This is a genomic window from Sinomonas sp. B1-1, from assembly GCF_050474465.1.
GTDB lineage: Bacteria > Actinomycetota > Actinomycetes > Actinomycetales > Micrococcaceae > Sinomonas > Sinomonas flava.
Genome location: NZ_JBCHVF010000012.1, coordinates 116,566 through 142,074 on the forward strand (window position 1 = coordinate 116,566; position 25,509 = coordinate 142,074).

24 protein-coding genes are annotated in these 25,509 nt (G+C 70.9%); 15 read left to right on the plus strand and 9 right to left on the minus strand.

Translation table 11 applies throughout. The features are described 5' to 3' along the window. Position 1 precedes the first annotated feature (1 nt). From ACQ5BE_RS15825 to ACQ5BE_RS15845, 5 genes are all read right to left on the minus strand, one after another. The gene (locus ACQ5BE_RS15825) at positions 2-859 is read right to left on the minus strand and encodes an FAD binding domain-containing protein (RefSeq protein ID WP_430297948.1); all 858 of its coding nucleotides are present in this window, start codon (positions 857-859) and stop codon (positions 2-4) included. After that, a complete protein-coding gene (locus tag ACQ5BE_RS15830; protein ID WP_430297950.1) occupies positions 850-2,229 on the minus strand; it encodes an XdhC family protein in 1,380 nt (459 codons plus the stop codon). Before ACQ5BE_RS15830 ends, ACQ5BE_RS15825 begins: the two co-directional genes overlap by 10 nt. 176 nt (positions 2,230-2,405) lie before the next feature. Beyond that, positions 2,406-3,944, minus strand: coding sequence for an NCS2 family permease (locus ACQ5BE_RS15835; protein ID WP_430297951.1), 1,539 nt, complete (start codon positions 3,942-3,944; stop codon positions 2,406-2,408). A gap of 10 nt (positions 3,945-3,954) precedes the next feature. After that, positions 3,955-4,464: a nucleoside deaminase gene (locus tag ACQ5BE_RS15840; protein ID WP_430297952.1), complete on the minus strand. Its 510-nt coding sequence runs from the start codon at positions 4,462-4,464 to the stop codon at positions 3,955-3,957. 496 nt (positions 4,465-4,960) lie between these two features. Then, a complete protein-coding gene (locus tag ACQ5BE_RS15845; protein ID WP_208710352.1) occupies positions 4,961-5,716 on the minus strand; it encodes an IclR family transcriptional regulator in 756 nt (251 codons plus the stop codon). 214 nt (positions 5,717-5,930) lie between these two features. Between ACQ5BE_RS15845 and ACQ5BE_RS15850 the strand changes: the two genes are divergently transcribed. The 4 genes from ACQ5BE_RS15850 to ACQ5BE_RS15865 all read left to right on the plus strand — a co-directional run bounded on the left by ACQ5BE_RS15850 (position 5,931) and on the right by ACQ5BE_RS15865 (position 11,164). Next, the gene (locus ACQ5BE_RS15850) at positions 5,931-7,313 is read left to right on the plus strand and encodes an NAD(P)-dependent malic enzyme (RefSeq protein WP_430297953.1); all 1,383 of its coding nucleotides are present in this window, start codon (positions 5,931-5,933) and stop codon (positions 7,311-7,313) included. 69 nt (positions 7,314-7,382) lie between these two features. After that, complete coding sequence (gene aceB, locus ACQ5BE_RS15855) at positions 7,383-8,981, plus strand: malate synthase A (RefSeq protein WP_430297954.1); 1,599 nt, start codon at positions 7,383-7,385, stop codon at positions 8,979-8,981. Then, positions 8,981-10,333 carry a DUF6986 family protein gene (locus ACQ5BE_RS15860; RefSeq protein WP_430297955.1) on the plus strand — a complete coding sequence of 451 codons (1,353 nt, stop codon included), beginning with the start codon at positions 8,981-8,983 and terminating at the stop codon, positions 10,331-10,333. Before aceB ends, ACQ5BE_RS15860 begins: the two co-directional genes overlap by 1 nt. Positions 10,334-10,351: 18 nt before the next feature. Next, positions 10,352-11,164, plus strand: a complete 813-nt coding sequence (locus tag ACQ5BE_RS15865) for a bifunctional allantoicase/(S)-ureidoglycine aminohydrolase (protein WP_430297956.1) — start codon at positions 10,352-10,354, stop codon at positions 11,162-11,164. Positions 11,165-11,353: 189 nt separating this feature from the next. Here ACQ5BE_RS15865 and ACQ5BE_RS15870 read toward each other — a convergent pair whose 3' ends face one another. Further along, complete coding sequence (locus tag ACQ5BE_RS15870; protein ID WP_430297957.1) at positions 11,354-11,668, minus strand: MmcQ/YjbR family DNA-binding protein; 315 nt, start codon at positions 11,666-11,668, stop codon at positions 11,354-11,356. A gap of 18 nt (positions 11,669-11,686) precedes the next feature. Next, entirely contained in the window at positions 11,687-12,262 is a 576-nt protein-coding gene (locus tag ACQ5BE_RS15875) for a dihydrofolate reductase family protein (protein ID WP_430297958.1), read from the minus strand. 56 nt (positions 12,263-12,318) lie between these two features. On the opposite strand from ACQ5BE_RS15875, the gene ACQ5BE_RS15880 reads away from it, so the two are divergent. Further along, entirely contained in the window at positions 12,319-13,527 is a 1,209-nt protein-coding gene (locus ACQ5BE_RS15880) for an MFS transporter (protein ID WP_430297959.1), read from the plus strand. A 371-nt stretch (positions 13,528-13,898) separates the two neighbouring features. Here ACQ5BE_RS15880 and ACQ5BE_RS15885 read toward each other — a convergent pair whose 3' ends face one another. Further along, complete coding sequence (locus ACQ5BE_RS15885) at positions 13,899-14,267, minus strand: hypothetical protein (RefSeq protein ID WP_430297960.1); 369 nt, start codon at positions 14,265-14,267, stop codon at positions 13,899-13,901. 175 nt (positions 14,268-14,442) lie between these two features. On the opposite strand from ACQ5BE_RS15885, the gene ACQ5BE_RS15890 reads away from it, so the two are divergent. The 10 genes from ACQ5BE_RS15890 (at position 14,443) to ACQ5BE_RS15935 (ending at position 25,283) form a co-directional block, all read left to right on the plus strand. Further along, a complete protein-coding gene (locus ACQ5BE_RS15890; RefSeq protein ID WP_430297961.1) occupies positions 14,443-15,234 on the plus strand; it encodes a hydroxypyruvate isomerase family protein in 792 nt (263 codons plus the stop codon). A 35-nt stretch (positions 15,235-15,269) separates the two neighbouring features. Further along, positions 15,270-16,202 carry a 2-hydroxy-3-oxopropionate reductase gene (locus ACQ5BE_RS15895; RefSeq protein WP_430297962.1) on the plus strand — a complete coding sequence of 311 codons (933 nt, stop codon included), beginning with the start codon at positions 15,270-15,272 and terminating at the stop codon, positions 16,200-16,202. Positions 16,203-16,352: 150 nt separating this feature from the next. Further along, positions 16,353-18,152 (plus strand): glyoxylate carboligase, encoded by a 1,800-nt coding sequence (gcl, locus tag ACQ5BE_RS15900; RefSeq protein WP_430297963.1) that lies wholly within the window; start codon positions 16,353-16,355, stop codon positions 18,150-18,152. 23 nt (positions 18,153-18,175) lie between these two features. Beyond that, on the plus strand, positions 18,176-19,336 hold the full coding sequence (locus ACQ5BE_RS15905; RefSeq protein ID WP_430297964.1) for a glycerate kinase: 1,161 nt from the start codon (positions 18,176-18,178) through the stop codon (positions 19,334-19,336). Further along, entirely contained in the window at positions 19,333-20,688 is a 1,356-nt protein-coding gene (gene allB / locus ACQ5BE_RS15910) for an allantoinase AllB (RefSeq protein ID WP_430297965.1), read from the plus strand. Before ACQ5BE_RS15905 ends, allB begins: the two co-directional genes overlap by 4 nt. Before the next feature lie 31 nt (positions 20,689-20,719). Further along, a complete protein-coding gene (gene bcp / locus ACQ5BE_RS15915) occupies positions 20,720-21,193 on the plus strand; it encodes a thioredoxin-dependent thiol peroxidase (RefSeq protein ID WP_430297966.1) in 474 nt (157 codons plus the stop codon). 581 nt (positions 21,194-21,774) lie between these two features. Further along, on the plus strand, positions 21,775-22,326 hold the full coding sequence (gene uraD, locus ACQ5BE_RS15920) for a 2-oxo-4-hydroxy-4-carboxy-5-ureidoimidazoline decarboxylase (RefSeq protein ID WP_430297967.1): 552 nt from the start codon (positions 21,775-21,777) through the stop codon (positions 22,324-22,326). A 4-nt stretch (positions 22,327-22,330) separates the two neighbouring features. Further along, positions 22,331-22,672 carry a hydroxyisourate hydrolase gene (uraH, locus tag ACQ5BE_RS15925; RefSeq protein ID WP_208710368.1) on the plus strand — a complete coding sequence of 114 codons (342 nt, stop codon included), beginning with the start codon at positions 22,331-22,333 and terminating at the stop codon, positions 22,670-22,672. 4 nt (positions 22,673-22,676) lie between these two features. After that, a complete protein-coding gene (pucL, locus tag ACQ5BE_RS15930; RefSeq protein ID WP_430297969.1) occupies positions 22,677-23,612 on the plus strand; it encodes a factor-independent urate hydroxylase in 936 nt (311 codons plus the stop codon). Positions 23,613-23,783: 171 nt separating this feature from the next. Continuing rightward, positions 23,784-25,283 carry a nucleobase:cation symporter-2 family protein gene (locus tag ACQ5BE_RS15935; protein WP_430297971.1) on the plus strand — a complete coding sequence of 500 codons (1,500 nt, stop codon included), beginning with the start codon at positions 23,784-23,786 and terminating at the stop codon, positions 25,281-25,283. A 144-nt stretch (positions 25,284-25,427) separates the two neighbouring features. Here ACQ5BE_RS15935 and ACQ5BE_RS15940 read toward each other — a convergent pair. Then, positions 25,428-25,509: IS3 family transposase (locus ACQ5BE_RS15940; RefSeq protein ID WP_430296798.1), on the minus strand; the 82-nt coding region annotated here is incomplete at its 5' end.

The following is a 25,509-nucleotide window of genomic DNA, read 5'->3' on the forward strand; positions in this document are numbered from 1 at the left end:
GTCAGGCTCCTTCGGCGAGGTTCGGGAGGTCGCTGCACAGCTCGAGCCGGAGCTCCTCGGCGAGCCGGTAGGTCATGTCGCGGCGCCACGCGGGGTCGCCGTGGATGTCGTCGTGGTAGAGGCCGGCCGGGACGGCGGCGTCGAGCGCAGAGGCGAGCCGCCCGGCGTCGGGCGTCCCGGCAGCAGCGGGGAAGCGGTGCTGGACTGGCCGCTTCGTCGAGGCCGTGACTGTGAGGACGAAGGCCGCGTCCGGATCCCGCCTCCCGATGAGCAGCACGCCTGACCGGCCCAGGTTGCTGAGCGAGAGGCGCCGGAACGCGGTCCGCGCGCGCAGGGCATGGGCCGGCAGCCGGACCGAGCGGATGAGCTCGCCCGGGGCGAGGGCGTTGCGGCCGTCGCCGGTCACGAGCTCGGCGACCGGCATCTCCCGGACCGTGCCGCCCGGCCCCCAGAGGGTGGCCACGCCGTCGAGCCCCGCGCAGAGCGAGGTCATCGGGCCTGCCGGCAGCGAGGTGGCGATGTTGCCGCCCACGGTCGAGAGGTTCCAGATCTTGAACGAGGCCACGAAGGCGTCACAGCACGGGCGCACGACGCCGAGCCCGGGCCACCGCGCAGAGGTCGCCGCGGCGGGGTCGCCCAGCTCCCACAGCCGGGCGACCGTGCAGGTCGAGGCGAGGGTGATCCCGCCGTCGTCCTCGGTCACGGGCTCCCAGCCGGCGCTCGTGAGGTCCAGGAGGCGGCGCAGCGTCTGGCTCCCGTAGGAGAAGAGGACGGTCCCGCCCGCGAGCCAGGCGTCGCCCTCGCGCCATGCGTCGGGGTCCGCGGTCGGGACGTAGGCCTCGATGGTGTTCAGGTCCACGGGGAGACCACCTCCTCCCCCTCCCGTCTGGGGGTCACCTCCTGGGGGTCAGGTGCGGCGGGGCGGCCCGCGTGGACATGGCCGCGACGGTCGCGCAGGGGCCCGCAGCCGGCGCCGGGGTGGCGGGCGGCCACGAGCTCGGCCAGGATCGCCACGGCGACCTCAGCGGGCGCCACCGCCCCGAGGTCGAGGCCGATCGGCGAGCGCAGCCTGCCCAGGTCCACGGGCCCGTGGCCGGCCTCGAGGAGGGCGGCGACGCGCTGCTCGTGGCTGCGCCGGGAGCCCATCGCCCCCACGTAGGCGAGGTCCAGGCGCAGTGCTGCGTCCAGGAGCGGGATGTCGAACTTGGGATCATGGCTCAGGACGGCGACGGCGGTCCGCGCGTCGAGGCGCTCGGCACGGGCCTCCGCGACGAGGTACTCGTGCGGCCACGCGACGGCGACCTCGTCCGCGCACGCGAAGCGCTCCTGGGCGGCGAAAGCGGGCCGCGCATCGACGAGCGTCACCCGGTACCCGAGGAGCCGGGCGGCGGGGACGAGGGCCGCGCCGAAGTCGTTGGCGCCGACGACGATGAACCGGGGCGCCGGCAGCCGCGACTCGACCACGAGCCTCACCACCCCGCCGAGGTCACCCCCTCTGACGCCGAGGTCACCCCCTCTGACGTCGACGTCACCCCGTCTGGCGTCGACGTCACCCCGTCGGGCGTCGACGTCACCCCGTCTGGCGTCGACGTCACCCCGTCCATCCAGCTCCCGGAGCTCGCACGCACCCTCCGCCGCCACGGCCACCACGGCCGAGCTCCCCCGGCCCACGATCGGCCCGACGAGGGCAGCAGCCCGCGCGGCCATCTGCGGGGCGCCGGGGAACAGCGTCTCCAGCGCCGTGGCGAGCGCCTCTCCTCCGGCGCACTCGGCCGGCCCCAGCAGCGCGAGCCGGCCAGCGCCGTCGTGCGTGGGGTCGAGCAAGCGCACGACGGCGCACGGGGCGCCTGGGGCGGAAGCCGCACCGCCGGCGTCGTGCGCGGCAAGCGAGGCGAGCACCTCTGCCGGAAGCGGCGCGATATGCACCTCGACTTCCCCGCCGCAGGTGAGGCCGACGGCGAACGCGTCCTCCGCGCTGTACCCGAACCGTGCGATGGCGGCGGCGCCCGACTCGAGGACGTCGAGGGCCGCGGCGACCACAGCCCCCTCGACGCATCCCCCGGAAAGGCTCCCGAGGACATGGGGCGCGGGCGTCCCGGATGCGACGAGCATGGACGTCCCGACAGGGCGCGGAACGGACCCGGACGCGCCGACGACGGTCGCGACCGCGCACGGCTCGCCGCGCAGTGCGGGCTGCCATGCGGGCAGTGCTGACAGGAGCTCGATCATCGCTCCCCCTTTCCCGGCGTGTGAGGCCGGACTCCCCCGGCACGAGGCCGGGGACAGCGTGTAGGTCAATGGTGCGCCCGCGGGCTCCCGGCGCGTCACCTCCGGGAGTCCGCGGGCGCGGTCTGATGCGGGCCTTGGTTGCCCGCCCCTCAGGGGCGGCCCTCAGGCGCCGTCCCTCAGGCGCCGAGGAACGCGCTGAGGGGCCCGCGGACGAAGTACACGACGAACCCTGCCGCGACGGCCCACAGGAGCGGGTGCACCTTGCGGGCCTTGCCGGTCGCGGCCTTCACAAGCGCCCAGGTCACGAAGCCGACCCCGATGCCGTTGGCGATGGAGTATGTGAGCGGCATCGTGACGATCGTGAGGAATGCCGGCAGGGCCACGTGGAACTTGCGGAAGTCGATCTCGCGGATCTGGGCAGCCATCATCGCCCCCACGACGACGAGCGCGGCCGAGGCGACCTCGAGCGGCACCACCGATGTGAGCGGGGTGAGGAACATGGCCCCGAGGAACAGGCCGCCCGTCACGACCGAGGCGAGGCCGGTGCGGGCGCCCTCGCCGATGCCGGCCGCCGAGTCGACGTACACCGTGTTGGACGAGCCCGACGCCGCGCCGCCCACCACCGCGCCGAAGCCCTCGATCACGAAGGCGCTCTTGAGCCGGGGAAACGTGCCGTCCTTGCGCGCAAGGCCCGCACCCTTCGCCAGGCCGGTCATGGTGCCCATCGCGTCGAAGAAGTTCGTGAACACGAGGGTGAAGACGAGCGTGGCCGCGGCGAGGATGCCGATGCGCCCGAAGGCCCCGAAGAGGTCGAACTGGCCGACGAGCGACAGGTCGGGGGCCGCGACGAGCTGCCCCGCCAGGACCGGGGTGTTCAGGTGCCAGCCGTCCGGGTTGTCCGGGCCGGCCGCGCCGAGGTGCCAGACGGCCTCGACTGCGACGGCGAGGACGGTGGTGGCGACGATGCCGATCAGGAGCCCGCCCTGAACCTTCCGCGCAACGAGAATGCCCATGAGCAGGAGCCCGACGACGAACACGAGGGTGGGCAGGGTGGTGATCGACCCGTCGTGGCCCAGCTGGACCGGAGGGCCTGCGGGCGTGCGGCGGACGAAGCCCGAGTCGACGAAGCCGATGAACGCGATGAACAGGCCGATGCCGACCGTGATCGCGGCCTTGAGCTCGCGCGGGACGGCCCGGAAGATGGCGGTCCGCGCCCCGGTGATGCCGAACAGGACGATGAGGACGCCGTTGATCACCACGAGGCCCATCGCCTCGGGCCAGGTCACGTCCTTCACCATGGCGACGGCCAGGAACGAGTTGATGCCCAGCCCCGCGGCGAGGCCGAACGGGAGGTTCGCGACGACGCCGAACACGATCGCCAGCACCCCGGCCGTGAGCCCCGTGACGGCGCCGACCTGGGCGGCGGGCAGGAACCCTCCGGCCACGTCGGTGGCGGCCGAGTCCGCGCTGTAGCCGCCGAGGATGAGCGGGTTCAGGATCACGATGTACGCCATCGTGAAGAACGTGACGAGTCCGCCGCGCACCTCGCGGGAGACCGTTGAGCCGCGGTCGCTGATGTGGAAGAAGCGGTCCACGGCCCGGGGCGCACGACGCCGGCCCTCGGGCGGGGTGCCCCCGGACGCCTGCGTGGGGGGCGGCGTCGTGCGGGTGTCGTGGGCGAGGTGCTGCTCGGTGAGAGTCTGCTCGATGCTCATGGCAGCCGCCTCAGTACTCGATGCGCCCGGCGAACTCCGCCCAGCGCTCGAACGGGGCGGTGCGGCTGATGCCCGCCGGCTCGACCGCCGCGACGGGCATGCTGCGCTGCTCCACGGGGGTGTCGAAGTAGTCGTAGAAGGCTGCGTCGTCGAAGCCGGCTGCGGCGGCGTCGTGCCGGCCGGCAGCGAAGAAGACCGTCTGGATCCTGGCCCAGAGCGCAGAGGCGAGGCACATGGGGCACGGCTCGCAGCTCGAGTAGAGGACGGCGCCGGTGAGGTCGAAGGTGCCGAGCTGGCGGCACGCGCTGCGGATCGCGGTGACCTCGGCGTGGGCCGTAGGGTCGTTGTTGGCGGTGACGCGGTTGACGCCGTCGAAGATCTGGCCGTCCGCGGTGACGACGACCGCTCCGAACGGGCCGCCGGCGTCGAGGACGTTCTGGGCCGCCAGCTGGACCGCGCGGGCCAGGTGCAGGCGGCCGGCGTCCGTGATCGTCCACTGGGGCTGGGCGGTGGTGGTCATGGGGGGACTCCCTCGCTTGGGGAAGCCCGGTCCTGCAGAGCACGGGGCGCTGCTGAAGACCAGACTTCCTGTGGCATGTGCTGTGAGGTTGCCTGGTAGATAGCGCCCGGAATCCGAGAGGTCGGATGGTGCGGGTGCCCGCCGTGACTCATCGAGCGTAGCAGGGGCGTGTGACCGACGCCATAGGCTTTGGGGACTTTTTGGAATTCGGCTTCCGCCACGCGGAACCCCACGCCATCTCGGGTACGCCAGATCGCGCCCCACACCATCTCGGGTACGCCAGATCGCGCCCCACACCATCTCGGGTACGCACGACGGCGGGTGCGCGCCCCGGTCGGGCCGGCGCGCGACGTCGTCCGCCTTCGATGACGGAGGATGGCCTGCCCGCGGCGGTCGCGTCAGAACGCGGAGCTCGTACCCGAAACGCCGGCGGCGCACTTTCCGCGTACCCGAAAGGGCGTGGGCGGGGAGGTGCCGTACCCGGAACGGGCGCGGGTCAGGTGCGGTTGAGCTCGGCCGAGATGGCCTCCGCGGCCTGGCGCAGGAGCGGGACGGCGCGCTCGCCGAAGGCCTCGTCCACGCGGGAGATGGGCCCGGAGACGGAGATCGCGGTGGGCGTCGGCGCATGGGGGACGGCCATCGAGAAGCAGCGGACGCCGATCTCCTGCTCCTGCTCGTCGATCGCGTAGCCGCGGGCCCGGATCTTGTCGAGGTCGGAGAGGAGGGAGTCGACGTCGCCGATGCTGTAGGGCGTGGGGGTGGGCATGCCCTGGCGGGAGACGATGGAGCGGACCTGCTCGTCGCCGAGCTCGCCGAGGATCGCCTTGCCCACGCCGGTGTCGTGCGTGTGGGCGCGCCGGCCCACCTCCGTGAACATCCGCATCGCGTGGGGCGAGGGGACCTGGGCCACGTAGATGACCATGTCCGAGTCGAGGACCGCCATGTTGGCCGTCTCGCCCAGCTTGTCCACGAGCATCTTCAGCTGGGGCTGCGCGAGCGCGCCGAGCTGCTTGTTGGCGCCCTCGCCGAGGCGGATCAGGCGCGGGCCGAGGGCGTAGCGGCGGTTCGGCAGCTGCCGCACGTAGCCGAGGGCGACCAGCGTGCGCAGCAGCCGGTGGATGGTGGGCAGGGGGAGCTCGGTCGACGACGACAGCTCGCTGAGCGTGACATCTCCCCCGGCGTCGGTGATGAGTTCGAGCAGCTCGAAGACGCGCTCCACCGACTGGACGCCGCCCGATGCCTTCTCGGCCATGTCTCCTCCTGAATGCCACAGCTTCCGACAAAAATTATCCGCATCCCGGAAATCTGCGGCTCTTCCACGATACCCCACGCTCCCATCGCCAGCCCATCGCCAGACAGGGACGCGCGGAAGCGACGGGACTTGAATTTTCCAAGATGCAGAGAATAATATCCGTAGTACGGAAAACGTGACCGAGGCTGATGCCTCCCGACAGAAGGACGATTCAATGGCGAGTCCCAGCCCCGGCAACTCCATCACCCTCCGCGTGGACGCCCCGAGCCGCATCAGCATCACGAGCGAGCTCGCCGCGGCCGTCGCGGCCGCCGGCGCCCCCGTGACCGCGCTCGACATCAGCGAGTCCCACCACGACCAGCTGGTCGTCGACATCACGTGCAACACGACCTCCGAGCAGCACGCCGAGGAGGTCGCCGCGGCCCTCGAGGCGCTCGAGGGCGTGGCGGTCCGGAAGGTCTCCGACCGCACCTTCCTCATGCACCTGGGCGGCAAGCTCGAGGTCGTCCCGAAGGTTCCCCTCCGCAACCGCGACGACCTCTCGCGGGCCTACACGCCCGGCGTCGCCCGCGTGTGCCGTGCGATCGCCGAGAACCCCGAGGACGCGCGCCGGCTCACGGTCAAGCGGAACACCGTCGCGGTGGTCACCGACGGCACCGCCGTGCTGGGCCTCGGCGACATCGGGCCGGCCGCCGCCCTGCCCGTCATGGAGGGCAAGGCCGCGCTCTTCAAGCAGTTCGCCAACGTGGACGCGTGGCCGGTCTGCCTCGACACGAAGGACACCGAGGAGATCATCAGGATCGTCAAGGCGATCGCCCCGGTCTACGGCGGCGTGAACCTCGAGGACATCGCGGCGCCGCGCTGCTTCGAGATCGAGGCCCGCCTCCGCGAGGAGCTCGACATCCCGGTCTTCCACGACGACCAGCACGGCACCGCGATCGTGACCCTGGCGGCCCTCGTCAATGCCCTCAAGATCGTGGAGAAGAAGATCGAGGACGTCCGCATCGTCGTCTCCGGCGTGGGCGCAGCGGGCAACGCGATCATCCAGCTCCTCCAGGCGCAGGGCGCGAAGAACGTCATCGCGTGCGACCGCAAGGGGGCCATCCACCGCGGCCAGCAGCACACGGACGCGCACCGCATCTGGATCGCCGAGAACACCAACCCGGAGTCCTTCTCCGGCACCCTGGTTGAGGCGCTCAAGGGCGCCGATGTGTTCATCGGCGTCTCCGCGCCGAACCTCTTCGGCCCCGACGCCGTCGCCACCATGGCGGAGGACGCGATCGTGTTCGCCATGGCCAACCCGGACCCGGAGACGGACCCGGTGGCGGCCGCTGACCACGCCGCCGTCGTCGCCACCGGCCGCAGCGACTTCCCGAACCAGATCAACAACGTGCTTGCGTTCCCGGGCGTCTTCCGCGGCCTCCTCGACGCTGGCGTGGCCGACATCACCCCTGCCATGCTGGTGGCTGCGGCCCAGGCGATCGCCGCCCGAGTCTCGGACGAGGAGCTCAACCCGAGCTTCATCGTCCCAAGCGTGTTCGATCCGCACGTCGCCCAGGACGTCGCCGCCGCGATCGTCGCCGCCGCCCACGCATAGCCCGCAGGCGCACAGCAGAGCACCCAGGCCCACTGACCTCCCGGCACCGGGAGAGAGAAGGAGGATGGCATGGCCATCACCGTGACCGACACGGCGCCCGTCGCGCGCGCCGGGGAGATCCTCACCGACGAGGCCCTCGCGTTCATCGAGGAGCTCCACGCCCGCTTCGGCGCCGAGCGCAACGCCCGCCTGGCCGCCCGCAAGGCCCGCCGGGCCGAGGCGGCCAGCACCGGCAGGCTCGACTTCCTGCCCGAGACGGCCTCCGTCCGCGAGGCGGACTGGAAGGTCGCGGAGGCCCCCGCGGCCCTGCAGGACCGCCGCGTGGAGATGACCGGCCCGGCCAGCCCGGCGAAGATGGCCATCAATGCCCTCAACTCCGGGGCCCGGGTGTGGCTCGCGGACATGGAGGACGCCTCCAGCCCGCACTGGGCCAACGTCGTCGACTCCGTCCTCAACCTCCGCGACGCGGCCCAGGGCACCCTCTCCTACACCTCTCCCGAGGGCAAGGAGTACCGCCTCCGCAGCGACGCCCCGCTCGCCGTCGTGGTCACCCGCCCGCGCGGCTGGCACATGGAGGAGCGCCACGTGATGGTCGACGGCGAGCCCGCCATCGGCGCGCTCGTGGACTTCGGCCTGCACTTCTTCCACGTGGCCAAGCACCTCATCGCCTCCGGCCGCGGCCCGTACTACTACCTGCCGAAGATGGAGAGCCACCTCGAGGCGCGCCTCTGGAACGACATCTTCGTCTTCGCCCAGGACTACCTCGGCATCCCGCAGGGCACGATCCGGGCCACCGTCCTGATCGAGACCATCCCGGCCGCCTTCGAGATGGACGAGATCCTCTACGAGCTGCGCGACCACGCCTCGGGCCTCAACGCGGGCCGCTGGGACTACCTCTTCAGCATCATCAAGTACTTCCGCGACGCGGGCGAGAGGTTCACCCTCCCCGACCGCGCCTCGGTGGTCATGACGGCGCCGTTCATGCGCGCCTACACCGAGCTCCTCGTGCAGACGTGCCACAAGCGCGGCGCCTTCGCCATGGGCGGCATGGCCGCGTTCATTCCCAACCGCAAGGAGCCGGAGATCACCGCCGCCGCGATCGAGAAGGTGCGCGCGGACAAGACGCGCGAGGCGACCGACGGCTTCGACGGCTCGTGGGTGGCACACCCTGACCTCGTCCCGACGTGCCAGGAGGTCTTCGACGCGGTCCTCGGCGACAAGCCGAACCAGGTCGACCGGCTCCGCCCCGAGGTCCACGTGACCGCGGACCAGCTCCTCGACGTCTCCTCGACGGAGGGCGTGGCCACCGAGGCGGGCCTGCACCTGAACCTCTACGTGGCCGTCGCCTACACGGCCGTGTGGCTCTCGGGCAACGGCGCGGTGGCCATCCACAACCTCATGGAGGACGCCGCGACGGCGGAGATCTCCCGTTCCCAGGTCTGGCAGCAGATCCGGAACAAGGTGGTCCTCGCGGACACCGGCAACACCGTGACCCGCGAGCTCGTCGAGCAGGCCCTCGCCGAGGAGACCGAGCGGCTGCGCACCGAGGTGGATCCGCAGGCCTTCGCGAAGTTCTACGAGCCGGCCAGCCGCCTCATCGCCGACATCTGCCTGTCCGAGGAGTACACGGACTTCCTCACCACCCCCGCCTACGAGCTGGTGGGCTGATGGGCTCCCACTCCCCCCGGCCGCACCCGGTCTTCGGGGCAGCCGACTACGAGCGGATCGACGCCGGCCTCGCCGACACCGACCGCCTGCTCGCCGTCGGCTACCCCGGCGACTCGGGGTCGCGCCAGCCCGTCCACACCGTCTACGTGCCCGCGGACCGCTTCACGCCGTCGCTCCCGGCGGAGTGGGGCGCCGCCGCGCTCGCGGCCGCGGAAGAGGCCGGCGGCGTGCGGGCACTCGCCGAGCTCGTGGGCCTCTCCCCCGACCTGGCCGCCGAGGTGGCGCCCCGGGTCGAGGCCAAGCTGCGTTCCGAGCCGATCGAGGACCTCCGCATCGACTTCGAGGACGGGTACCTCGCCCCCGGCCGGGCGGCGCAGGCCGGCGGCGACCCGGAGGAGACGGAGGACGCCGAGGCGGTGCGGGCGGCGGACCAGCTCGCCGCCGCGCTCGCCGCAGGGAGCGCGACGCCGTTCGCCGGAATCCGCTTCAAGTGCCTCGAGGAGGCCACCCGCCGGCGGGGCCTGCGCACACTGGAGCTCTTCGTCGTCCGGCTCGTCGACGCCGTCGGCGGCCCCGACGGGCTGCCCGACGGCCTGGTGCTGACCCTGCCCAAGGTGACCACGGTGGACCAGGTCAAGGCGATGGTCTACGCCGTCGAGCGCCTCGAGTCTGCGCTCGGCCTGAACCCCGGCCGGCTCTGCTTCGAGGTCCAGGTCGAGACCCCGCAGCTCATCATCGGCGCGGACGGATCCCACCCGGTCGCGCAGCTGCCGCACAAGGCGGACGGCCGCATCACTGCCCTGCACTACGGCACCTACGACTACTCGGCGTCGCTCTCGATCGCCGCCGCGTACCAGTCGATGGAGCACCCCGTGGCCGACTTCGCCAAGGAGGTCATGCAGCTCGCGGTCGCCGGGACGGGCATCCGCCTCTCCGACGGCTCGACCAACATCCTTCCGCTCGGGGACGCCGCGCAGCGCGAGGAGGCCTGGCGGCTGCACGCACGCCTCGTGCGCCGTTCCCTCGAGCGGGGCTTCTACCAGGGCTGGGACCTCCACGCGCACCAGCTGCCCACCCGGTACATCGCGACCTACGCGTTCTACCGCCAGGGGCTGGGTGCCGCCACCGAGCGGCTGCGCAACTACGTGGCGCAGACTCCGGGGGCCGTCCTCGACGAGCCGGCCACCGCGCGCGCCCTCGCGGCCTTCGTGCTGCGCGGCCTCCAGTGCGGCGCGGTCGGCGCGGACGAGGTCCTCGCCTCGACCGGGCTGACCGAGGCCGAGCTCACCGGCCTCGCACATCCGCGCCTCGCGCACCCCCGGCTCGCGCACACCGCCGCCGTTCCGAACTGACCCCGCCAAGGAAGAGACATGGGCAAGTACTACTACCCCGAAGGCGGCCTGCCGCCGCAGACCCACCTGACCACCGAGCGCGCCATCGTCACCGAGGCCTACACGGTCATCCCCAAGGGCGTCCTGACCGACATCGTCACCTCCAACCTGCCCGGCTTCACCAAGACCCGCTCGTGGATCATCGCCCGGCCCATCTCCGGGTTCGCGACGACGTTCTCCCAGCTCATCGTGGAGATCTCCCCCGGCGGCGGCGCGCCCAAGGCGGAGTTCGAGCCCGGCGTCGAGGACGTCGTGTTCGTCGTCAAGGGCACGGTGAACCTCACGCTCAACGGCGAGGCCCACGAGCTCGGCGAAGGGGGCTACGCCTACCTCGCCGCTGGCGACGAGTGGGGCCTGGAGAACGTCTCGGACGACATCGCCTCGTTCCACTGGGTGCGCAAGGCGTACGAGCGGCTGCCGGGCTACGACGCCAAGAGCTTCGTGACCTCCGACGCCGAGGTGGCACCCCGGGAGATGCCGGACGTCAACGGCGTCTGGAAGACCACCCGCTTCGTCGACCCCGACGACCTCGCGCACGACATGCACGTGAACATCGTGACGTTCCAGCCCGGCGGCGTGATCCCGTTCCCGGAGACCCACGTCATGGAGCACGGCCTCTATGTCCTGGAGGGCAAGGCGATGTACCTGCTCAACAACGACTGGGTGGAGGTCGAGGCCGGCGACTTCATGTGGCTGCGCGCCTTCTGTCCCCAGGCCTGCTACGCCGGCGGCCCCGGCGAGTTCCGCTACCTCCTCTACAAGGACGTCAACCGCCAGGTGAAGCTCACCTGAGAGGAGCCCTCAAGCACGACGGCGTGGGGCCGGCCTGGCACTGAGCCGCCCCGCGCCGTCGTATCCACCCCGCGCCGTCGTATCCACCCCGCGCCGTCGTATCCACCACGCGTTTCGGGTACACATCCTTCGCGCATTTCGCCCTTTCGGGTACGCCAGATCCCACGAGAGCGCCTTCCGGGTACGCGATCAGTCCTTCCCCGGACCTCCGGCGATCCGATAGGACTCCTCGACCATCTCGGCCAGCTCGTCCCGCGAGATCCGTCCCAGCCGGACGAGCACGAGCTGCGGAGACCCAGCGTGGTGCGGGATCTCCCAGTAGAACGTCTCGGGATCCGTCGCGGCGAGGGCCTCGCGTTCCTCCGTCTTGAGAGTCACGACACCCGGCTCCCAGATCCGTGCGAACAGCGTCTTGGCAAACCACGCGGGCTGGTTCCAGCTCGGCCGCTCGGTCACGCCCGGCAGGGCCAGGCACAGCGCACGGACGTCCTCCTCGGTGGCCACGGCTCAGCCTCCCGGGGCTCAGTCGGCGGTGCGCAGGTCGTAGACCAGCTCGACCAGCGCGTCGTCGTACGTCGCTGCCTCGCGCAGGGCGAGCTGGACCTGTCCCGCCGGGCCGAAGCGCCGCCCCTGGCCGATCATCGACGGCGCCACGACCAGCCGCAGCTCGTCGACCTCGCCGAGGTCCAGGAGCTCGCGGACCAGGCTCAGGCTGCCCCAGCAGCCTATGTCGCCCTCCGACTCCGCCTTGATGCGGCGGATCCCCTCGCCCGTGTCCCCCGAGTACACCTCGCAGTCCCCTTTCTCGCCCCAGGGCGCCTCCTGATGGGAGTGGGAGAAGACGTAGCGGGTGAGGCCGTTGAGCGCCGGGGCGACCATCTCGCCCTCGGAAGCCTCGGTGGGCCAGAACGAGCTGAAGCCCTCGTAGGTGCGGGCGCCCATGAGCATGCCCGACAGTCCCTCGATGAGCTCGAGCTGCCGCCGGGCGAACCCTTCCGCGGCACCGCCGATGAAGGGCTCCATGAAGGATGTTGTGCCCTCGGGGTCCGCCGCGAAGCCGTCGGCGCTGATCGTCTCCTGAACAATGAGCCGTCCCATGGCTCCACCGTGGCACCGGAGTCCGCCTCTGAACAAGGGCTAACGTTGGCTTCGCCATGACATCTCCCGCTCGCTACCCGTGGGCCGTGCTCGCCCACGCCGTCTTCCTCCAGCTCGCCGCGTACACCGTGCGGCCCACCGCGTCCTACCGCGCACTCGAGCTGGGGGTCGAGCCGGCGCTGCTGGGACTGGTCGTGGCGAGCTTCTCCCTCCTGCCGCTCGCGGCCGCGGTGTGGGTGGGCCGTATGGACGACGCCGGCCACGGACGCCCGCTGCTCCTCGTCGGTGCGCTGCTCATGGTCGGCTCCGGTGTGGGGCTGCTGCTCGCGACCCCGGACGTGTGGTGGCTCCTCGGCTGGAACGCGCTCCTCGGCCTCGGCCACCTCATCAGCCTCCTGGGCGAGCAGAGCCGCATCGCCGAGGCCGCGGCCGCTTCGGGGCGGTGGCGGAACCTGGACGCGCTCTTCGGCCTCTACACGTTCGCGGGCTCGGCCGGGCAGGCCCTCGCCCCGACTCTGCTCGCCGTGGTGGGCGGCGGCTCCGTGCTGCCCGAGACCGGGCCGCTGTTCGCGCTCTACCTCGCCGCGGCTGCCTGCATGTCCGCGACGACATTGTGGATGGTCGTGAGGCGGTCCGGGACCCGGGGCACCAGGCGCACGACCTCGATTCCACTGCGCCAGGCACTCGCCGCCGATCCGGCCGTCCGGCGGCCCCTCGTGACCTCGATCGGGGTGTCGATGATGGTGCTCTGCTCGATCGACCTCATCCAGGTCTACCTGCCGGCCCTCGGCGTGGAGCGCGGGATCCCCGCCTCCGTGGTCGGGGCGCTCCTGACCGCCCGCGCGCTCGCGACCATGGCCTCGCGGCTCGCGCTCGGACGATTCGTGGACCGGTTCGGCCGCTCCGGGCTCATCCTGTGGGCGACCGCCGCCGGCGCCGCCGCCGTCCTGGCCGTCGCGGTGCCGATGCCGGAGTGGGCCCTCGGCGCCGTGCTCGTCGCGGCAGGGTACGCGCTGGGGATCGTGCAGCCCCTGACGATGACCGTCGTCTCCCTCGCCGCGCCACCCGGAACCCGGGGGACCTGGCTCGCCGCACGGATCACGGCCAACCGCCTCGGGCAGGCCGTCATCCCGCCCGCGGTCGGGCTGCTCGCCGCCGGGATGGGGTCGGCGGGCGTCTTCACCGCGGCCGGGGTGCTGCTGGGAGCTTCGGCGGCCGGGTGGCGAGCGGCCCGCCCGGGCCGCCCGGCCCGCTCGGCCCGCTGACCCGCTTGACGTTTCGGGTACAGCAGATTCGCTCCCCCAGCCGTTTCGGGTACAGCTCTTCACCGCCCTACCCATTTCGGGTACAGCAAATTCACCGCCCTACCCATTTCGGGTACGGGTCTTCGTTGCCTCTGCTCAACGGGCACGCGAGGCACGACGCCGAGGCCTCGCTCCGTGGGGTGAGCTCACCCGCCCGGGGTTCCCCGCGGCGTCGGACGCGCCAGGCCTTCGAGAGGTGAACGCCCGCGCGACAAGAGCGGTCCCGCGTACCCGAAACGGCCTGGGCGCGAATCAGCTCTACCCGAAACGCGCCAGGCGCGAATCAGCTGTACCCGAAACGCCACGAGGGCAGATTAGCTGTACCCGAAACGTCAGCCGCCGCGGCCGGAACCCTCCACGAGCTCAGCCGCCTCCCGATCAGCCGCCTCCTGCTCCGTCGCCCCCCGCTCCGTCGCCTCCCGCTCCGCGGTCGTCTTCCGGCCGACCGCCGCGCGGTCGTCGTCCTCGTCCCTCGGAGCGTCATCCTGGTTCTGCGGCTTCCAGCTCAGGTGCACGGCGACGCCGTCGCCCTCCGCCTCGATGCGCATCACGATGTCCTGCCCGAGCAGGTGCTTGTGTTCGAGATAGTTCCTGTCCCCCTTGGCCTCCTCGAGGAGGCGGTTGAGAGCAGCGCACATGGCCCGCCCCCAGTCGTGCGGATCCTTGCTTGATGCATGCTCCATGCCGAAATAGGTCGCCATGACTCCATCATTGCGCCCCCGGACCCCGCGTACCAGTGACCCCCCTCCACGTTTTGGTATCCAAAGTGGCTTGACCGCCATCACATCCGCGCCCTACACTTTCATTCAGAGAAAGTTTTATTCCACGATCTGAAAAAACGATGATCGCGAGAACCCGCGAAGAGAGGTGTCGACGATGACATACACGGTGAACTGCTCCATCCTCCTGACCGAGCTGCCCCTGCTCGAGCGCCCTGCCGCCGTCAAGGCCGCCGGCTTCGACGCCGTCGAGTTCTGGTGGCCGTTCGCCGAGGCCGTCCCCGCCGACAAGGACGTCGACGCGTTCATCGCCGCGCTCGAGAACGCCGGCGTGCAGCTGAGCGGCCTCAACTTCTTCGCCGGGGACATGCCGGCCGGGGACCGCGGCCTCGTCTCCTGGAAGGGCCGCTGCGGCGAGTTCAAGGACAACATCGACGTGGTGGTCGGCATCGCCGAGCGCACCGGCACCAAGGCGTTCAACGCCCTCTACGGCAACCGCCAGGACGGGTTCACCCCGCAGGAGCAGGACGAACTCGGGCTGAAGAACCTCGTCGCGGCCGCCGAGGGCGTCGCGAAGGTCGGCGGCACCGTCCTCCTCGAGCCGGTCTCCGGCACTCCCGCCTACCCGCTCAAGACCGCCGCGGACGCCCTCGACGTCATCGCCAAGACCCAGGAGGCCGGCGTCGAGAACGTCAGGCTCCTCGCGGACTTCTACCACCTCGCGGTCAACGGCGACGACGTCGCCGCGGTGATCGAGGAGCACGCCAAGGACTTCGGCCACATCCAGATCGCCGACAACCCCGGCCGCGGCGCCCCCGGCACCGGAAGCCTGCCGCTCGGCGAGTGGATCTCCCGCTCGCGCGAGCTGGGGTACTCCGGCTACATCGGCCTCGAGTACAAGGCCCCCCAGGCCGAGGCGTTCGCCTGGGCCATCCGCCCCGTCGCCTGACCGGCCGTCACCTACCAGACGTCAAGGAGAACAGCATGAGCAACGCAGGGACCAAGTCCAGCATCGCAGTGATCGGCCTCGGCATCATGGGCCTCCCCATGGCCGTCAACCTCGTCAAGGCCGGCCACACCGTCACCGGCTACAACCGCAGCGAAGACAAAGTCAACAAGCTTGTCGCGGAGGGCGGCCGAGGCGCCAAGAGCATCGCCGAGGCGGTCAAGGACGCCGAGGTCATCATCACGATGGTCCCGGACTCCCCCGACGTCGAGGGCGTCGTCTCCGGCGCCGACGGCATCTTCGCGAACGCCCCGAAGGGCGCGCTGTGGATCGACGCCTCCTCGATCCGCCCGGACGTCGCCGCCCGGCTCTCCGCCGAGGCCCGCGAGGCCGGCATCCGCCCGCTCGACGCGCCGGTCTCCGGCGGCGAGCAGGGCGCCATCGACGCCGTCCTGTCCATCATGGTCGGCGGCGAGAAGGCGGACTTCGACGCCGCCCTCCCGGTCCTCGAGGCGGTCGGCAAGACCATCGTCCACGTGGGCCCCTCCGGCTCCGGCCAGACGGTCAAGGCCGCGAACCAGCTGATCGTCGCCGTCAACATCCAGGCGCTCTCCGAGGCGATCATCTTCCTCGAGGCGTACGGCGTGGACACCGACGCCGCGCTCAAGGTCCTCGGCGGCGGCCTCGCCGGCTCGAAGGTCCTGGACCAGAAGGGCCAGAAGATGCTGGACCGCAACTTCGACCCCGGCTTCCGCCTGGCCCTGCACAACAAGGACCTCGGCATCGTCACCTCCGCGGCCCGCGAGGCCGGCGTCGTCGTCCCGCTCGGCGCGGCGGTCGCGCAGCTCGTCACGGCCCTCGTCGCCCGGGGCGACGGCGGCCTCGACCACTCCGGCCTCTTCAAGCTCACCGCCGAGCTTTCCGGCAAGGCCGAGCTTTCCGGCAAGGCCCAGCTCTCCGGCAAGGAGTAGCCCTCCGCACGGGCTGCGCACGACGGCGACCACTCGCCGTCGTGCGCCAGGCACCCACCGCGGTGCCCCCACAGACAGCCGGCCCCGGGCGCGCAACCTCGGGGCCGGCCCCTTTCTCACACCCGAAAACGTTCCAAAGGAGCTTCCGACATGGCAAAGATGCGCACTGTCGACGCGATCGTGGCCATCCTCGAGAAGGAGGGCGCCACCGAGGCCTTCGGCCTGCCCGGCGCCGCGATCAACCCCCTCTACTCCGCGATGCGCGCCCACGGCGGCATCCGCCACACGCTAGCCCGCCACGTCGAGGGAGCCTCGCACATGGCGGACGGGTACTCCCGCGCCAAGGCCGGCAACATCGGCATCTGCCTCGGCACGTCCGGCCCCGCCGGCACGGACATGATCACCGGCCTGTACGCGGCCCAGGCGGACTCGATCCCGATGCTGTGCTTCACCGGGCAGGCGCCCGTCGCGAAGCTGCACAAGGAGGACTTCCAGGCCGTGGACATCGAGTCCATCGCCAAGCCCCTGACCAAGATGGCCATGACCGTCCTCGAGCCCGGCCAGATCCCCGGCGCCGTGCAGAAGGCCTTCCAGCTCATGCGCTCCGGCCGCCCCGGCCCCGTGCTCCTGGACCTGCCGTTCGACGTGCAGATGGCCCAGATCGACTTCGACATCGACGCCTACGAGCCGCTCCCGGTCGAGAAGCCGCGCGCCACCCGGAAGCAGGCCGAGAAGGCCCTGGACATGCTCACCGCAGCCCAGAAGCCGCTCATCGTGGCCGGCGGCGGCATCATCAACGCCGACGCCGCCGGGCAGCTCGTCGAGCTGGCCGAGACCCTCAACGTGCCCGTGGTCCCGACCCTCATGGGCTGGGGCTCGATCCCGGACGACCACCGCCTCATGGCCGGCATGGTGGGCCTGCAGACGTCGCACAAGTACGGCAACGCGACGTTCCTCGAGTCCGACTTCGTGATAGGGATCGGCAACCGCTGGGCCAACCGCCACACGGGCTCGATCGAGAAGTACACCGCCGGACGCACGTTCGTGCACGTCGACATCGAGCCGATCCAGATCGGCCGCGTGTTCTCCCCCGACTTCGGCATCGTCTCCGACGCCGGCGCGTTCCTCGACGCAGTCCTCGAGGTGGCGCGGGAGCGCAAGGCCTCCGGCCAGCTGCCCGACTACACCGCGTGGGCCGAGGCCGCCCAGGCCAAGCGGGGCCGGATGCAGCGCAAGACGCACTTCGACAACGTGCCCATGAAGCCGTTCCGCGTCTACGAGGAGATGAACAAGGCGTTCGGCCCCGACACCACCTACGTGACGACGATCGGCCTGTCCCAGATCGCCGGGGCGCAGATGCTGCACGTGTTCGGCCCCCGCAAATGGATCAACGCCGGCCAGGCAGGGCCGCTGGGCTGGACCGGGCCGGCCGCGCTCGGCGTCGTGCGCGGCAAGCCGGGCGAGACGGTCGTGGCGCTCTCGGGCGACTACGACTTCCAGTTCATGATCGAGGAGCTCGCCGTGGGCGCGCAGTTCCAGCTGCCGTACATCCACGTGGTGGTGAACAACTCCTACCTGGGCCTCATCCGCCAGTCGCAGCGCGGCTTCGAGATGGACTACCACGTCTCCCTCGCGTTCGAGAACATCAATTCGACGCCCGAGACCGGCACCGCCGCAGGCTACGGCGTGGACCACGTCAAGGTGGCCGAGGGCCTGGGCTGCAAGGCCATCCGGGTCGAGCGCCCGGAGGACCTGGGACCCGCCTTCGAGAAGGCCCGTGCCCTCATGGCGGAGCACAGGGTGCCGGTCGTGGTGGAGGCGATCCTCGAGCGGGTCACCAACATCGCGATGGGCACCGAGCTGGACAACGTGACGGAGTTCGAGGGCCTCGCCGAGACCCCCGAGGACGCTCCCACCGCGATCGTGGCCCTCGCGGGCGCGGGCAGCTAGCCGGGCCGAAGGCAGGATCAGGAATGAAGATCGTCCTCGCCCCGGACAAGTTCAAGGGCTCGCTCACCGGCGCGCAGGTCGCCGAGGCGGTCGCCGAGGGCATCCGCGAGGTGCTCCCCGACGCCGAGCTCGTCCTGGTTCCCGTGGCCGACGGCGGCGAGGGCACCGTGAGCGCGGCGCTCGGCGCGGGCTTCTCTCCACGCCGGGCGGCCGTGGCCGGCCCGACGGGCCAGACGCTCACCGCCGAGTTCGCCGTCTCCGCAGGCCCCGAGGGCCGGCGCACGGCAGTGATCGAGATGGCCGCAGCCTCCGGGCTGGACGTGCTCCCGGGCGGCGTCCGCGACGCCCGCGGCGCCACGAGCCTCGGCACGGGCCAGCTCATCCGGGCGGCCCTCGACGCGGGCTGCCGCGAGATCGTCCTCGGCGTGGGCGGCAGCGCGTGCACCGACGGCGGTGCGGGCATGCTCGCCGGCCTCGGCGCGCGGTTCACGGACGACGCCGGCCGCGACGTCCCGCTCGGCGGCGCGGCCCTGGCGCGGATCGCCGAGGCGGACCTGTCGGGCCTCGACGCACGCCTCGACCACGCCCGGCTCATCCTTGCCGCCGACGTCGACAACCCCCTCCTCGGCGCGGAAGGGGCGGCGGCGGTGTTCGGCCCGCAGAAGGGGGCCTCGCCGTCGGACGTCGAGGAGCTCGACGCCGCCCTGGCCCGTTTCGCCGCAGTCCTCGGCCAGGCCATGGGCCCGGTGGCCGCAGCTGCGAAGGACCTTCCCGGCGCAGGCGCGGCCGGCGGCGTCGGGTACGCCGCACTCGCCCTCGGCGCGATGCGGAGGCGGGGCATCGACGTCGTCGTCGAATTCACCGGGCTGCGCGAGAAGCTCGCCGGCGCGGACCTCGTCGTCACCGGCGAGGGGAGCCTCGACGCGCAGTCGCTCTCGGGCAAGGCCCCGATCGGCGTCGCGAAGGAGGCCGCCGCGCAGGGCATCCCCGTCGTCGCGGTGTGCGGGCGGAGCCAGCTCGCGGATGCCGCCTCGGCCGGCTTCCGCTCGGTCCACGCGCTGACAGGCCTCGAGCCGGATGTGGAGACCTGCATCCGCGAGGCGAGCACCCTTCTGAGGCGGATCGGGATCGATCTGGCCGCCTCTATCGTTGACCTTGAGAACAGTAAGGAGCCTGTGACGTGAGCAATGCAGAGAGCGCTCCGGCATTCGACCTGGTGATCCGCGGGCAGCGGGTCCTCACCACGGCGGGCGTCGCCCCGCGGGAGGTCGGCATCACGGACGGGCGCATCGTCGCGCTCGAGCCCCTCGGCAACGGCCTCACCGGCCGCGAGACCATTGAGCTGGCCGAGGACGAGACCCTCATCCCCGGCCTCGTGGACACGCACGTGCACGTGAACGAGCCGGGCCGGACCGAGTGGGAGGGCTTCGCCTCCGCCACGAAGGCCGCGGCCGCCGGCGGGGTCACGACCATCATCGACATGCCGCTGAACTCGATCCCGCCGACCGTCAACGTCAACGCCCTGCAGGTCAAGCGCGCGGCGGCGGAGACGCAGTCCTTCGTCGACGTGGGCTTCTGGGGCGGGGCGATCCCGGGCAACACCGGGGACCTGCGCGCACTGCACGACGAGGGCGTCTTCGGCTTCAAGTGCTTCCTCCTCCACTCCGGCGTGGACGAGTTCCCGCACCTGGAGGTGGACGAGCTCGAGAAGGACCTGACCGAGATCGCGTCCTTCGACGGGCTCATGATCGTCCACGCCGAGGACTCCCGCGCGATCGACCGCGCCCCGAACCCCGAGGGCGACGTCTACGAGAGCTTCCTCCACTCGCGTCCCCGCGGCGCCGAGAACGTGGCCATAGCCGAGGTCATCGAGCGCGCCCGCTGGACCGGCGCGCGGGCGCACATCCTGCACCTGTCCTCGTCGGACGCGCTGGCGATGATCGCCTCGGCCAAGCGCGACGGCGTGAAGCTGACCGTCGAGACGTGCCCGCACTACCTGACCCTCCTCGCGGAGGAGATCCCCAACGGGGCGACGGCCTTCAAGTGCTGCCCGCCGATCCGCGAGGCCTCCAACCGGGAGCTGCTGTGGCAGGGCCTCGAGGACGGCACGATCGACTGCATCGTCTCGGACCACTCCCCCAGCACCGTCGACCTCAAGGACCTCGAGAACGGCGACTTCGGCGTGGCCTGGGGCGGGGTCGCCTCGCTCCAGCTGGGGCTGTCGATCATCTGGACCGAGGCCCGGCGGCGTGGGATCGCGCTCGAGCAGGTCGTGCGCTGGATGGGCGAGAAGCCGGCGGAGCTCGCGCGCCTGCAGCGCAAGGGCGTGCTGGCCCCGGGGTACGATGCCGACCTTGCCGTCTTCGCCGCGGACGAGACCTTCATCGTCGACGCCGACAGGCTGCACCACAAGAACCACATCACGCCGTACCAGGGCAAGGCGCTCTCCGGCGTGGTGCGCCGCACCTTCGTGCGCGGCACCGAGGTGGACTTCAGCGAGCCCAAGGGCCGGCTGATCCGCCGCGGCACTGCCTGATCCACTGCCCGCCCGACCCCAGGATGGAACCATGACAGTCTCCACCAAGCTCTCCACCGGCCAGCAGGCCCCGGACTTCACCCTTCCGGACGCCTCGGGGCACGACGTCTCCCTGACGGACTTCCGCGGCCGCCGCGCGGTCGTCTACTTCTACCCGAAGGCCGCGACCCCCGGCTGCACGACCGAGGCCTGCGACTTCCGGGACAGCCTGGACGCCCTCAACGCCGCCGGCGTGAGCGTCATCGGCATCTCCCCGGATCCGGTCGAGGACATCGCCTCGTTCGCCGAGGACTTCTCGCTCACCTTCCCGCTCCTGGCGGACGACGGCGCGTCGGTCGCCAAGGAGTGGGGTGCGTGGGGCGAGAAGATCGTCAACGGCGAGGTCAAGGAGGGCATCCTGCGCTCCACCGCCATCGTGTCCCCCGAGGGCACGATCGAGTCCATCGAGTACGGCGTCCAGGCGGACGGCCACGTGGCGGCCCTGCGCGACAGGCTCGGCCTCTGACCTAGCACCCTGCCGGCCACCACTGGCCCTGCGGCCCCGGTGCCAGTCCCCTGCGGACCGGCGCCGGGGCCTTCTGCGTCCCGGCCCCGCCCGGCCCCGCCCCTCCGCCGAAGTCACCCCCTCTGCCGCCGAAGTCACCCCCTCTGCCGCCGAAGTCACCCCCTCTGCCGCCGAAGTCACCCCCTGCGACGCCGATGTCACGCCCGGGGTGCCGGCAGCCACTCCAAAGCACGAGGTGACCTCGGCAGCACACGAGGTGACCTCGACACCACACCCGGTGACCTCGGCGGCACACGAGGTGACCTCGACACCACACCCGGTGACCTCGGCGGCACACGGGGTGACCTCGACGGGACGCGGGGTGACCTCGGCAGCACACGGGGTGACCTCGGCGGGACGCGGGGTGCAGAATTTCTGTATCCCACATCACCGGATAGTGTTGACAGTCACACCACGTATGAGGCACACTTATTGCACATGCTGAAATAACAGTTCCACGATACGGAACCTAGCCCGCTCCTCAGGAGCGCTAGAAAAAGACGTTCCGTATAGCCGTCACCGTGGATGCCAGCATTGAGCAGTTGAGGACCCGACAAGCCATGTTGCTTGAACAGTTCAATGCCGCCCCCGCCGATGAGGCAAGAGAGCTCCTGAAGCCGTGCCTCGACGTCGACCGCTGGATCGATGAGATCACCCGGGCCCGACCCTTTGCCAGCGTCGAGGACCTCCTCGCCGCAGTGCGCACTGCTGCGGACCCCTTCACCCCGCAGGAGCTGGAGGGCGCGCTGTCCCAGCACCCCCGCATCGGGGAAAGGGCCGCGGGGAAGAGCGCCGAGGCGTCGATGTCCCGCAGCGAGCAGGCCGGCGTCGATCCCCGCGACCACAGGGTGACAACCGCCCTGGCCGAGGGGAACCGGGCGTACGAGGAGAAGTTCGGCCGGGTCTTCCTGATCCGCGCCGCCGGCCGCAGCGCCGAGGAGATCCTCTCCGCGCTCCAGGAGCGCCTCGGCCACACACCGGAGCAGGAGGAGCCCATCGTCGCCGCACAGCTCCGCGAGATCGCCCTGCTCCGGCTGGAGCAGGGCCTGCTGGAGCAGAGCCTCGCCGCGGACCGAGCGTCGAAGGGGGCATGAGCGCATGAGCGTCTCACATGTGACCACCCACATTCTGGATACCGCTGCCGGGAAGCCGGCCGCAGGTGTCGCCGTCGAACTCTACGCCCGCGACGGCGGCGCATGGTCCCGGATTGGCACGGGCATCACCGATGCAGACGGGCGGGTGAAAGAGCTCGGCCCCGAGCGGCTGGACAGCGGTGAGTACCGCCTCCAGTTCGCGACCGGACCGTACTTCGCCGGCATCGGACAGGACACCTTCTTCCCGGAGGTTTCGCTGACCTTCACGGTCGACGCGGCGGAGGCGCACTACCACGTGCCGCTCCTGCTGAGTCCTTTCGCCTTTTCCACTTACCGAGGGAGCTAGCGCCATGGCGCAGAACAACACCGAGAACACCAGGATCGTCCTGGGCAAGAACCAGTACGGCAAGGCCGAGGTCCGCGTCGTCAAGATCACCCGCGACACCGCGCGCCACGAGATCGAGGACCTGAGCGTCACGTCGCAGCTGCGGGGCGACTTCGACGCGGCGCACTTCGACGGCGACAACGGCCACGTGGTCCCCACCGACACCCAGAAGAACACTGTCTTCGGGTTCGCCCGCGACGGCGTCGGCTCGCCCGAGCAGTTCCTCATCCGTCTCGCGAACCACTTCACGTCCGAGTTCGCCTGGGTCACGGGCGGCCGCTGGGAGGCCGAGCAGTTCGCGTGGGAGCGCATCGCCATGAGCTCCCAGGCCGAGGGCCACGACCACTCGTTCGTCCGCAAGGGCCAGGAGGTCCGCAACGCGGTGGTCGTGAAGGACGGCGACACCGTCCAGGTGATCTCCGGCCTGAACGACCTCACGGTCCTGAAGTCCACGCAGTCGGGCTTCGTGGGCTACCCGAAGGACCGCTTCACCACGCTCGAGGAGACCACGGACCGCATCCTGGCCACCGACGTCTCGGCCCGCTGGCGCTACAGCCCCGAGGCTGTCGCGAGCGGCTCGGTCGACTTCAACAAGTCGTACGACGACGTCAAGGCGCTCCTGCTCGAGGGCTTCACGGAGGGCTACTCCTACGCGCTCCAGCAGACCCTGTTCCAGATGGCGCAGAAGGTCCTGAACGCCCACCCCGAGATCGAGGAGGTCCGCTTCTCGACGCCGAACAAGCACCACTTCCTCGTCGACCTGACGCCGTTCGGCCTCGACAACCCGAACGAGGTCTTCTACGCGGCCGACCGCCCGTACGGCCTCATCGAGGCGAACTTCCAGCGCGAGTCCATCTCGGACGACTCCAACGCCTGGGACGGCATCACCGGCTTCTGCTGAGCCGGCTCCACCCCGCGCTGACCCAGCGCTGAACCGGAGGGAGGCACGACGGCGGTGAACTCCGGCCGCCGTCGTCCTCCTTCCGCTCCCCCCGCCTCGCCCGAGGCACCCACCACCCCACGAAATCCATCGTTGCGCGCTCGGATATCACAGCTGACAAGGAGGTCCGCTATGTCCCGAAACCATGCGCCCGCACCCGGCCACAACAGCGCCGAGGCGGTCCGCCCCGAGGACCAGAGGCTGCCGATTGGCACCGCCTTCGCCTACGGGTTCCAGCACGTGCTGACGATGTACGGCGGCATCATCGCCCCGCCGCTCATCATCGGCTCCGCCGCCGGCCTGAGCGGCCCGGACATCGCGCTGCTGATCACGTCCTGCCTGTTCGTCGGCGGTCTCGCGACCCTGCTCCAGACGCTCGGCATCAAGTGGTTCGGCTCGCAGCTGCCGCTCGTGCAGGGCACCTCATTCGCGTCGGTCGCGACGATGCTCGCCATCGTGAGCGGCGGCGGAGGGCTCCCGGCGGTGTTCGGCGCCGTCATCGCCGCCTCGCTCATCGGCCTGGCCGTCGCGCCGTTCTTCGCGAAGATCATCCACTTCTTCCCGCCCGTGGTCACCGGCGTCGTCATCACCACGATCGGCCTGTCCCTGACCCCGGTCGCCGCGAACTGGGCTCTGGGCGGCAACGCGAAGGCGCCGGACTACGGCTCCCCTGCGAACATCGGGCTCGCGGCCCTGACCCTTGTGGTCATCATGCTCCTGAGCAAGCTCGGCAACGCCGTCATCTCGCGGCTGTCGATCCTCCTCGCGATCGTCATCGGCACCGTCGTCGCGGCGTTCCTCGGCATGGCCGACTTCTCCAAGGTCGGCACCGGCCCGATCTTCGAGCTCCCGCGTCCGTTCGCGTTCGGGATGCCGACCTTCGAGCCGGCGGCGATCATCTCGATGGTCATCGTGATCCTCGTGATCCTGACCGAGACCACCGCGGACATCCTCGCCGTCGGCGAGATCGCGGGCACCAAGGTCGATTCGAAGCGGATCGCGAACGGCCTCCGCGCCGACATGCTGTCCTCGGCCGTCGCGCCCGTGTTCAACACGTTCACCCAGAGCGCCTTCGCCCAGAACGTCGGCCTGGTGGCCGTGACCGGGATCAAGTCGCGCTTCGCGGTGGCCGCGGGCGGCGGCGTCCTGACGCTCCTCGGGCTCCTGCCCATCCTCGGCCGGGTCGTCGCCGCCGTGCCGACCCCGGTCCTCGGCGGCGCCGGCGTCGTGCTCTTCGGCACCGTCGCGGCCTCCGGGATCCGCACCCTGGCGCGGGTGGACTACAAGGACAACATGAACCTGATCATCGTCGCGACCTCCATCGCGTTCGGGCTCATCCCGGTGATCAACAAGGACTTCTACGGCCACTTCCCGACCTGGTTCCAGGTCATCTTCGACTCGGGCATCAGCTCGGCCGCGATCATGGCGATCCTGCTGAACCTCGTCTTCAACGTGGTCAAGCGGGGCAACCCCCATGACCCGTCGGTGTTCGCCGCTGCACCGACCCGGATCATCCCGATCCAGGTCCTCGAGTGCCTCGAGGAGGGCGACCGCTGCGAGAACGGGAAGATCCTCGACAAGGACGGCAAGGAGATCACGGTCCAGGAGCCCAACGGCGCCCACGGCCACTGATCCGCACCGCCAGGGACCCCGCAAGGCACCGCCAAGGACCCCGCAACGCCTCCACGCGTTGCGGGGTCCTCTCCGCACCGTTGCGGGGTCCCTTCCGCACCGTTGTGCACTGGTCCCCGATAGTTGGACTGGCTTATTGAGATCCTAGGCTGCCAGGGCCTGGGCGCGGTATTGGACCGGGCTCAGGCCCTGGAGTCGTTGGGAGGTGCGTTCGTTGTTGTACCAG

Coding starts and splice junctions, on each gene's coding strand:
- ACQ5BE_RS15830 (WP_430297950.1), bottom strand. CDS start 2,229: ATGATCGAGCTCCTGTCAGCACTGCCCGCATGGCAGCCCGCACTGCGC.
- ACQ5BE_RS15835 (WP_430297951.1), bottom strand. CDS start 3,944: ATGAGCATCGAGCAGACTCTCACCGAGCAGCACCTCGCCCACGACACC.
- ACQ5BE_RS15840 (WP_430297952.1), bottom strand. CDS start 4,464: ATGACCACCACCGCCCAGCCCCAGTGGACGATCACGGACGCCGGCCGC.
- ACQ5BE_RS15845 (WP_208710352.1), bottom strand. CDS start 5,716: ATGGCCGAGAAGGCATCGGGCGGCGTCCAGTCGGTGGAGCGCGTCTTC.
- ACQ5BE_RS15850 (WP_430297953.1), top strand. CDS start 5,931: ATGGCGAGTCCCAGCCCCGGCAACTCCATCACCCTCCGCGTGGACGCC.
- aceB (WP_430297954.1), top strand. CDS start 7,383: ATGGCCATCACCGTGACCGACACGGCGCCCGTCGCGCGCGCCGGGGAG.
- ACQ5BE_RS15860 (WP_430297955.1), top strand. CDS start 8,981: ATGGGCTCCCACTCCCCCCGGCCGCACCCGGTCTTCGGGGCAGCCGAC.
- ACQ5BE_RS15865 (WP_430297956.1), top strand. CDS start 10,352: ATGGGCAAGTACTACTACCCCGAAGGCGGCCTGCCGCCGCAGACCCAC.
- ACQ5BE_RS15875 (WP_430297958.1), bottom strand. CDS start 12,262: ATGGGACGGCTCATTGTTCAGGAGACGATCAGCGCCGACGGCTTCGCG.
- ACQ5BE_RS15880 (WP_430297959.1), top strand. CDS start 12,319: ATGACATCTCCCGCTCGCTACCCGTGGGCCGTGCTCGCCCACGCCGTC.
- ACQ5BE_RS15885 (WP_430297960.1), bottom strand. CDS start 14,267: ATGGCGACCTATTTCGGCATGGAGCATGCATCAAGCAAGGATCCGCAC.
- ACQ5BE_RS15890 (WP_430297961.1), top strand. CDS start 14,443: ATGACATACACGGTGAACTGCTCCATCCTCCTGACCGAGCTGCCCCTG.
- ACQ5BE_RS15895 (WP_430297962.1), top strand. CDS start 15,270: ATGAGCAACGCAGGGACCAAGTCCAGCATCGCAGTGATCGGCCTCGGC.
- gcl (WP_430297963.1), top strand. CDS start 16,353: ATGGCAAAGATGCGCACTGTCGACGCGATCGTGGCCATCCTCGAGAAG.
- ACQ5BE_RS15905 (WP_430297964.1), top strand. CDS start 18,176: ATGAAGATCGTCCTCGCCCCGGACAAGTTCAAGGGCTCGCTCACCGGC.
- bcp (WP_430297966.1), top strand. CDS start 20,720: ATGACAGTCTCCACCAAGCTCTCCACCGGCCAGCAGGCCCCGGACTTC.
- uraH (WP_208710368.1), top strand. CDS start 22,331: ATGAGCGTCTCACATGTGACCACCCACATTCTGGATACCGCTGCCGGG.
- pucL (WP_430297969.1), top strand. CDS start 22,677: ATGGCGCAGAACAACACCGAGAACACCAGGATCGTCCTGGGCAAGAAC.
- ACQ5BE_RS15935 (WP_430297971.1), top strand. CDS start 23,784: ATGTCCCGAAACCATGCGCCCGCACCCGGCCACAACAGCGCCGAGGCG.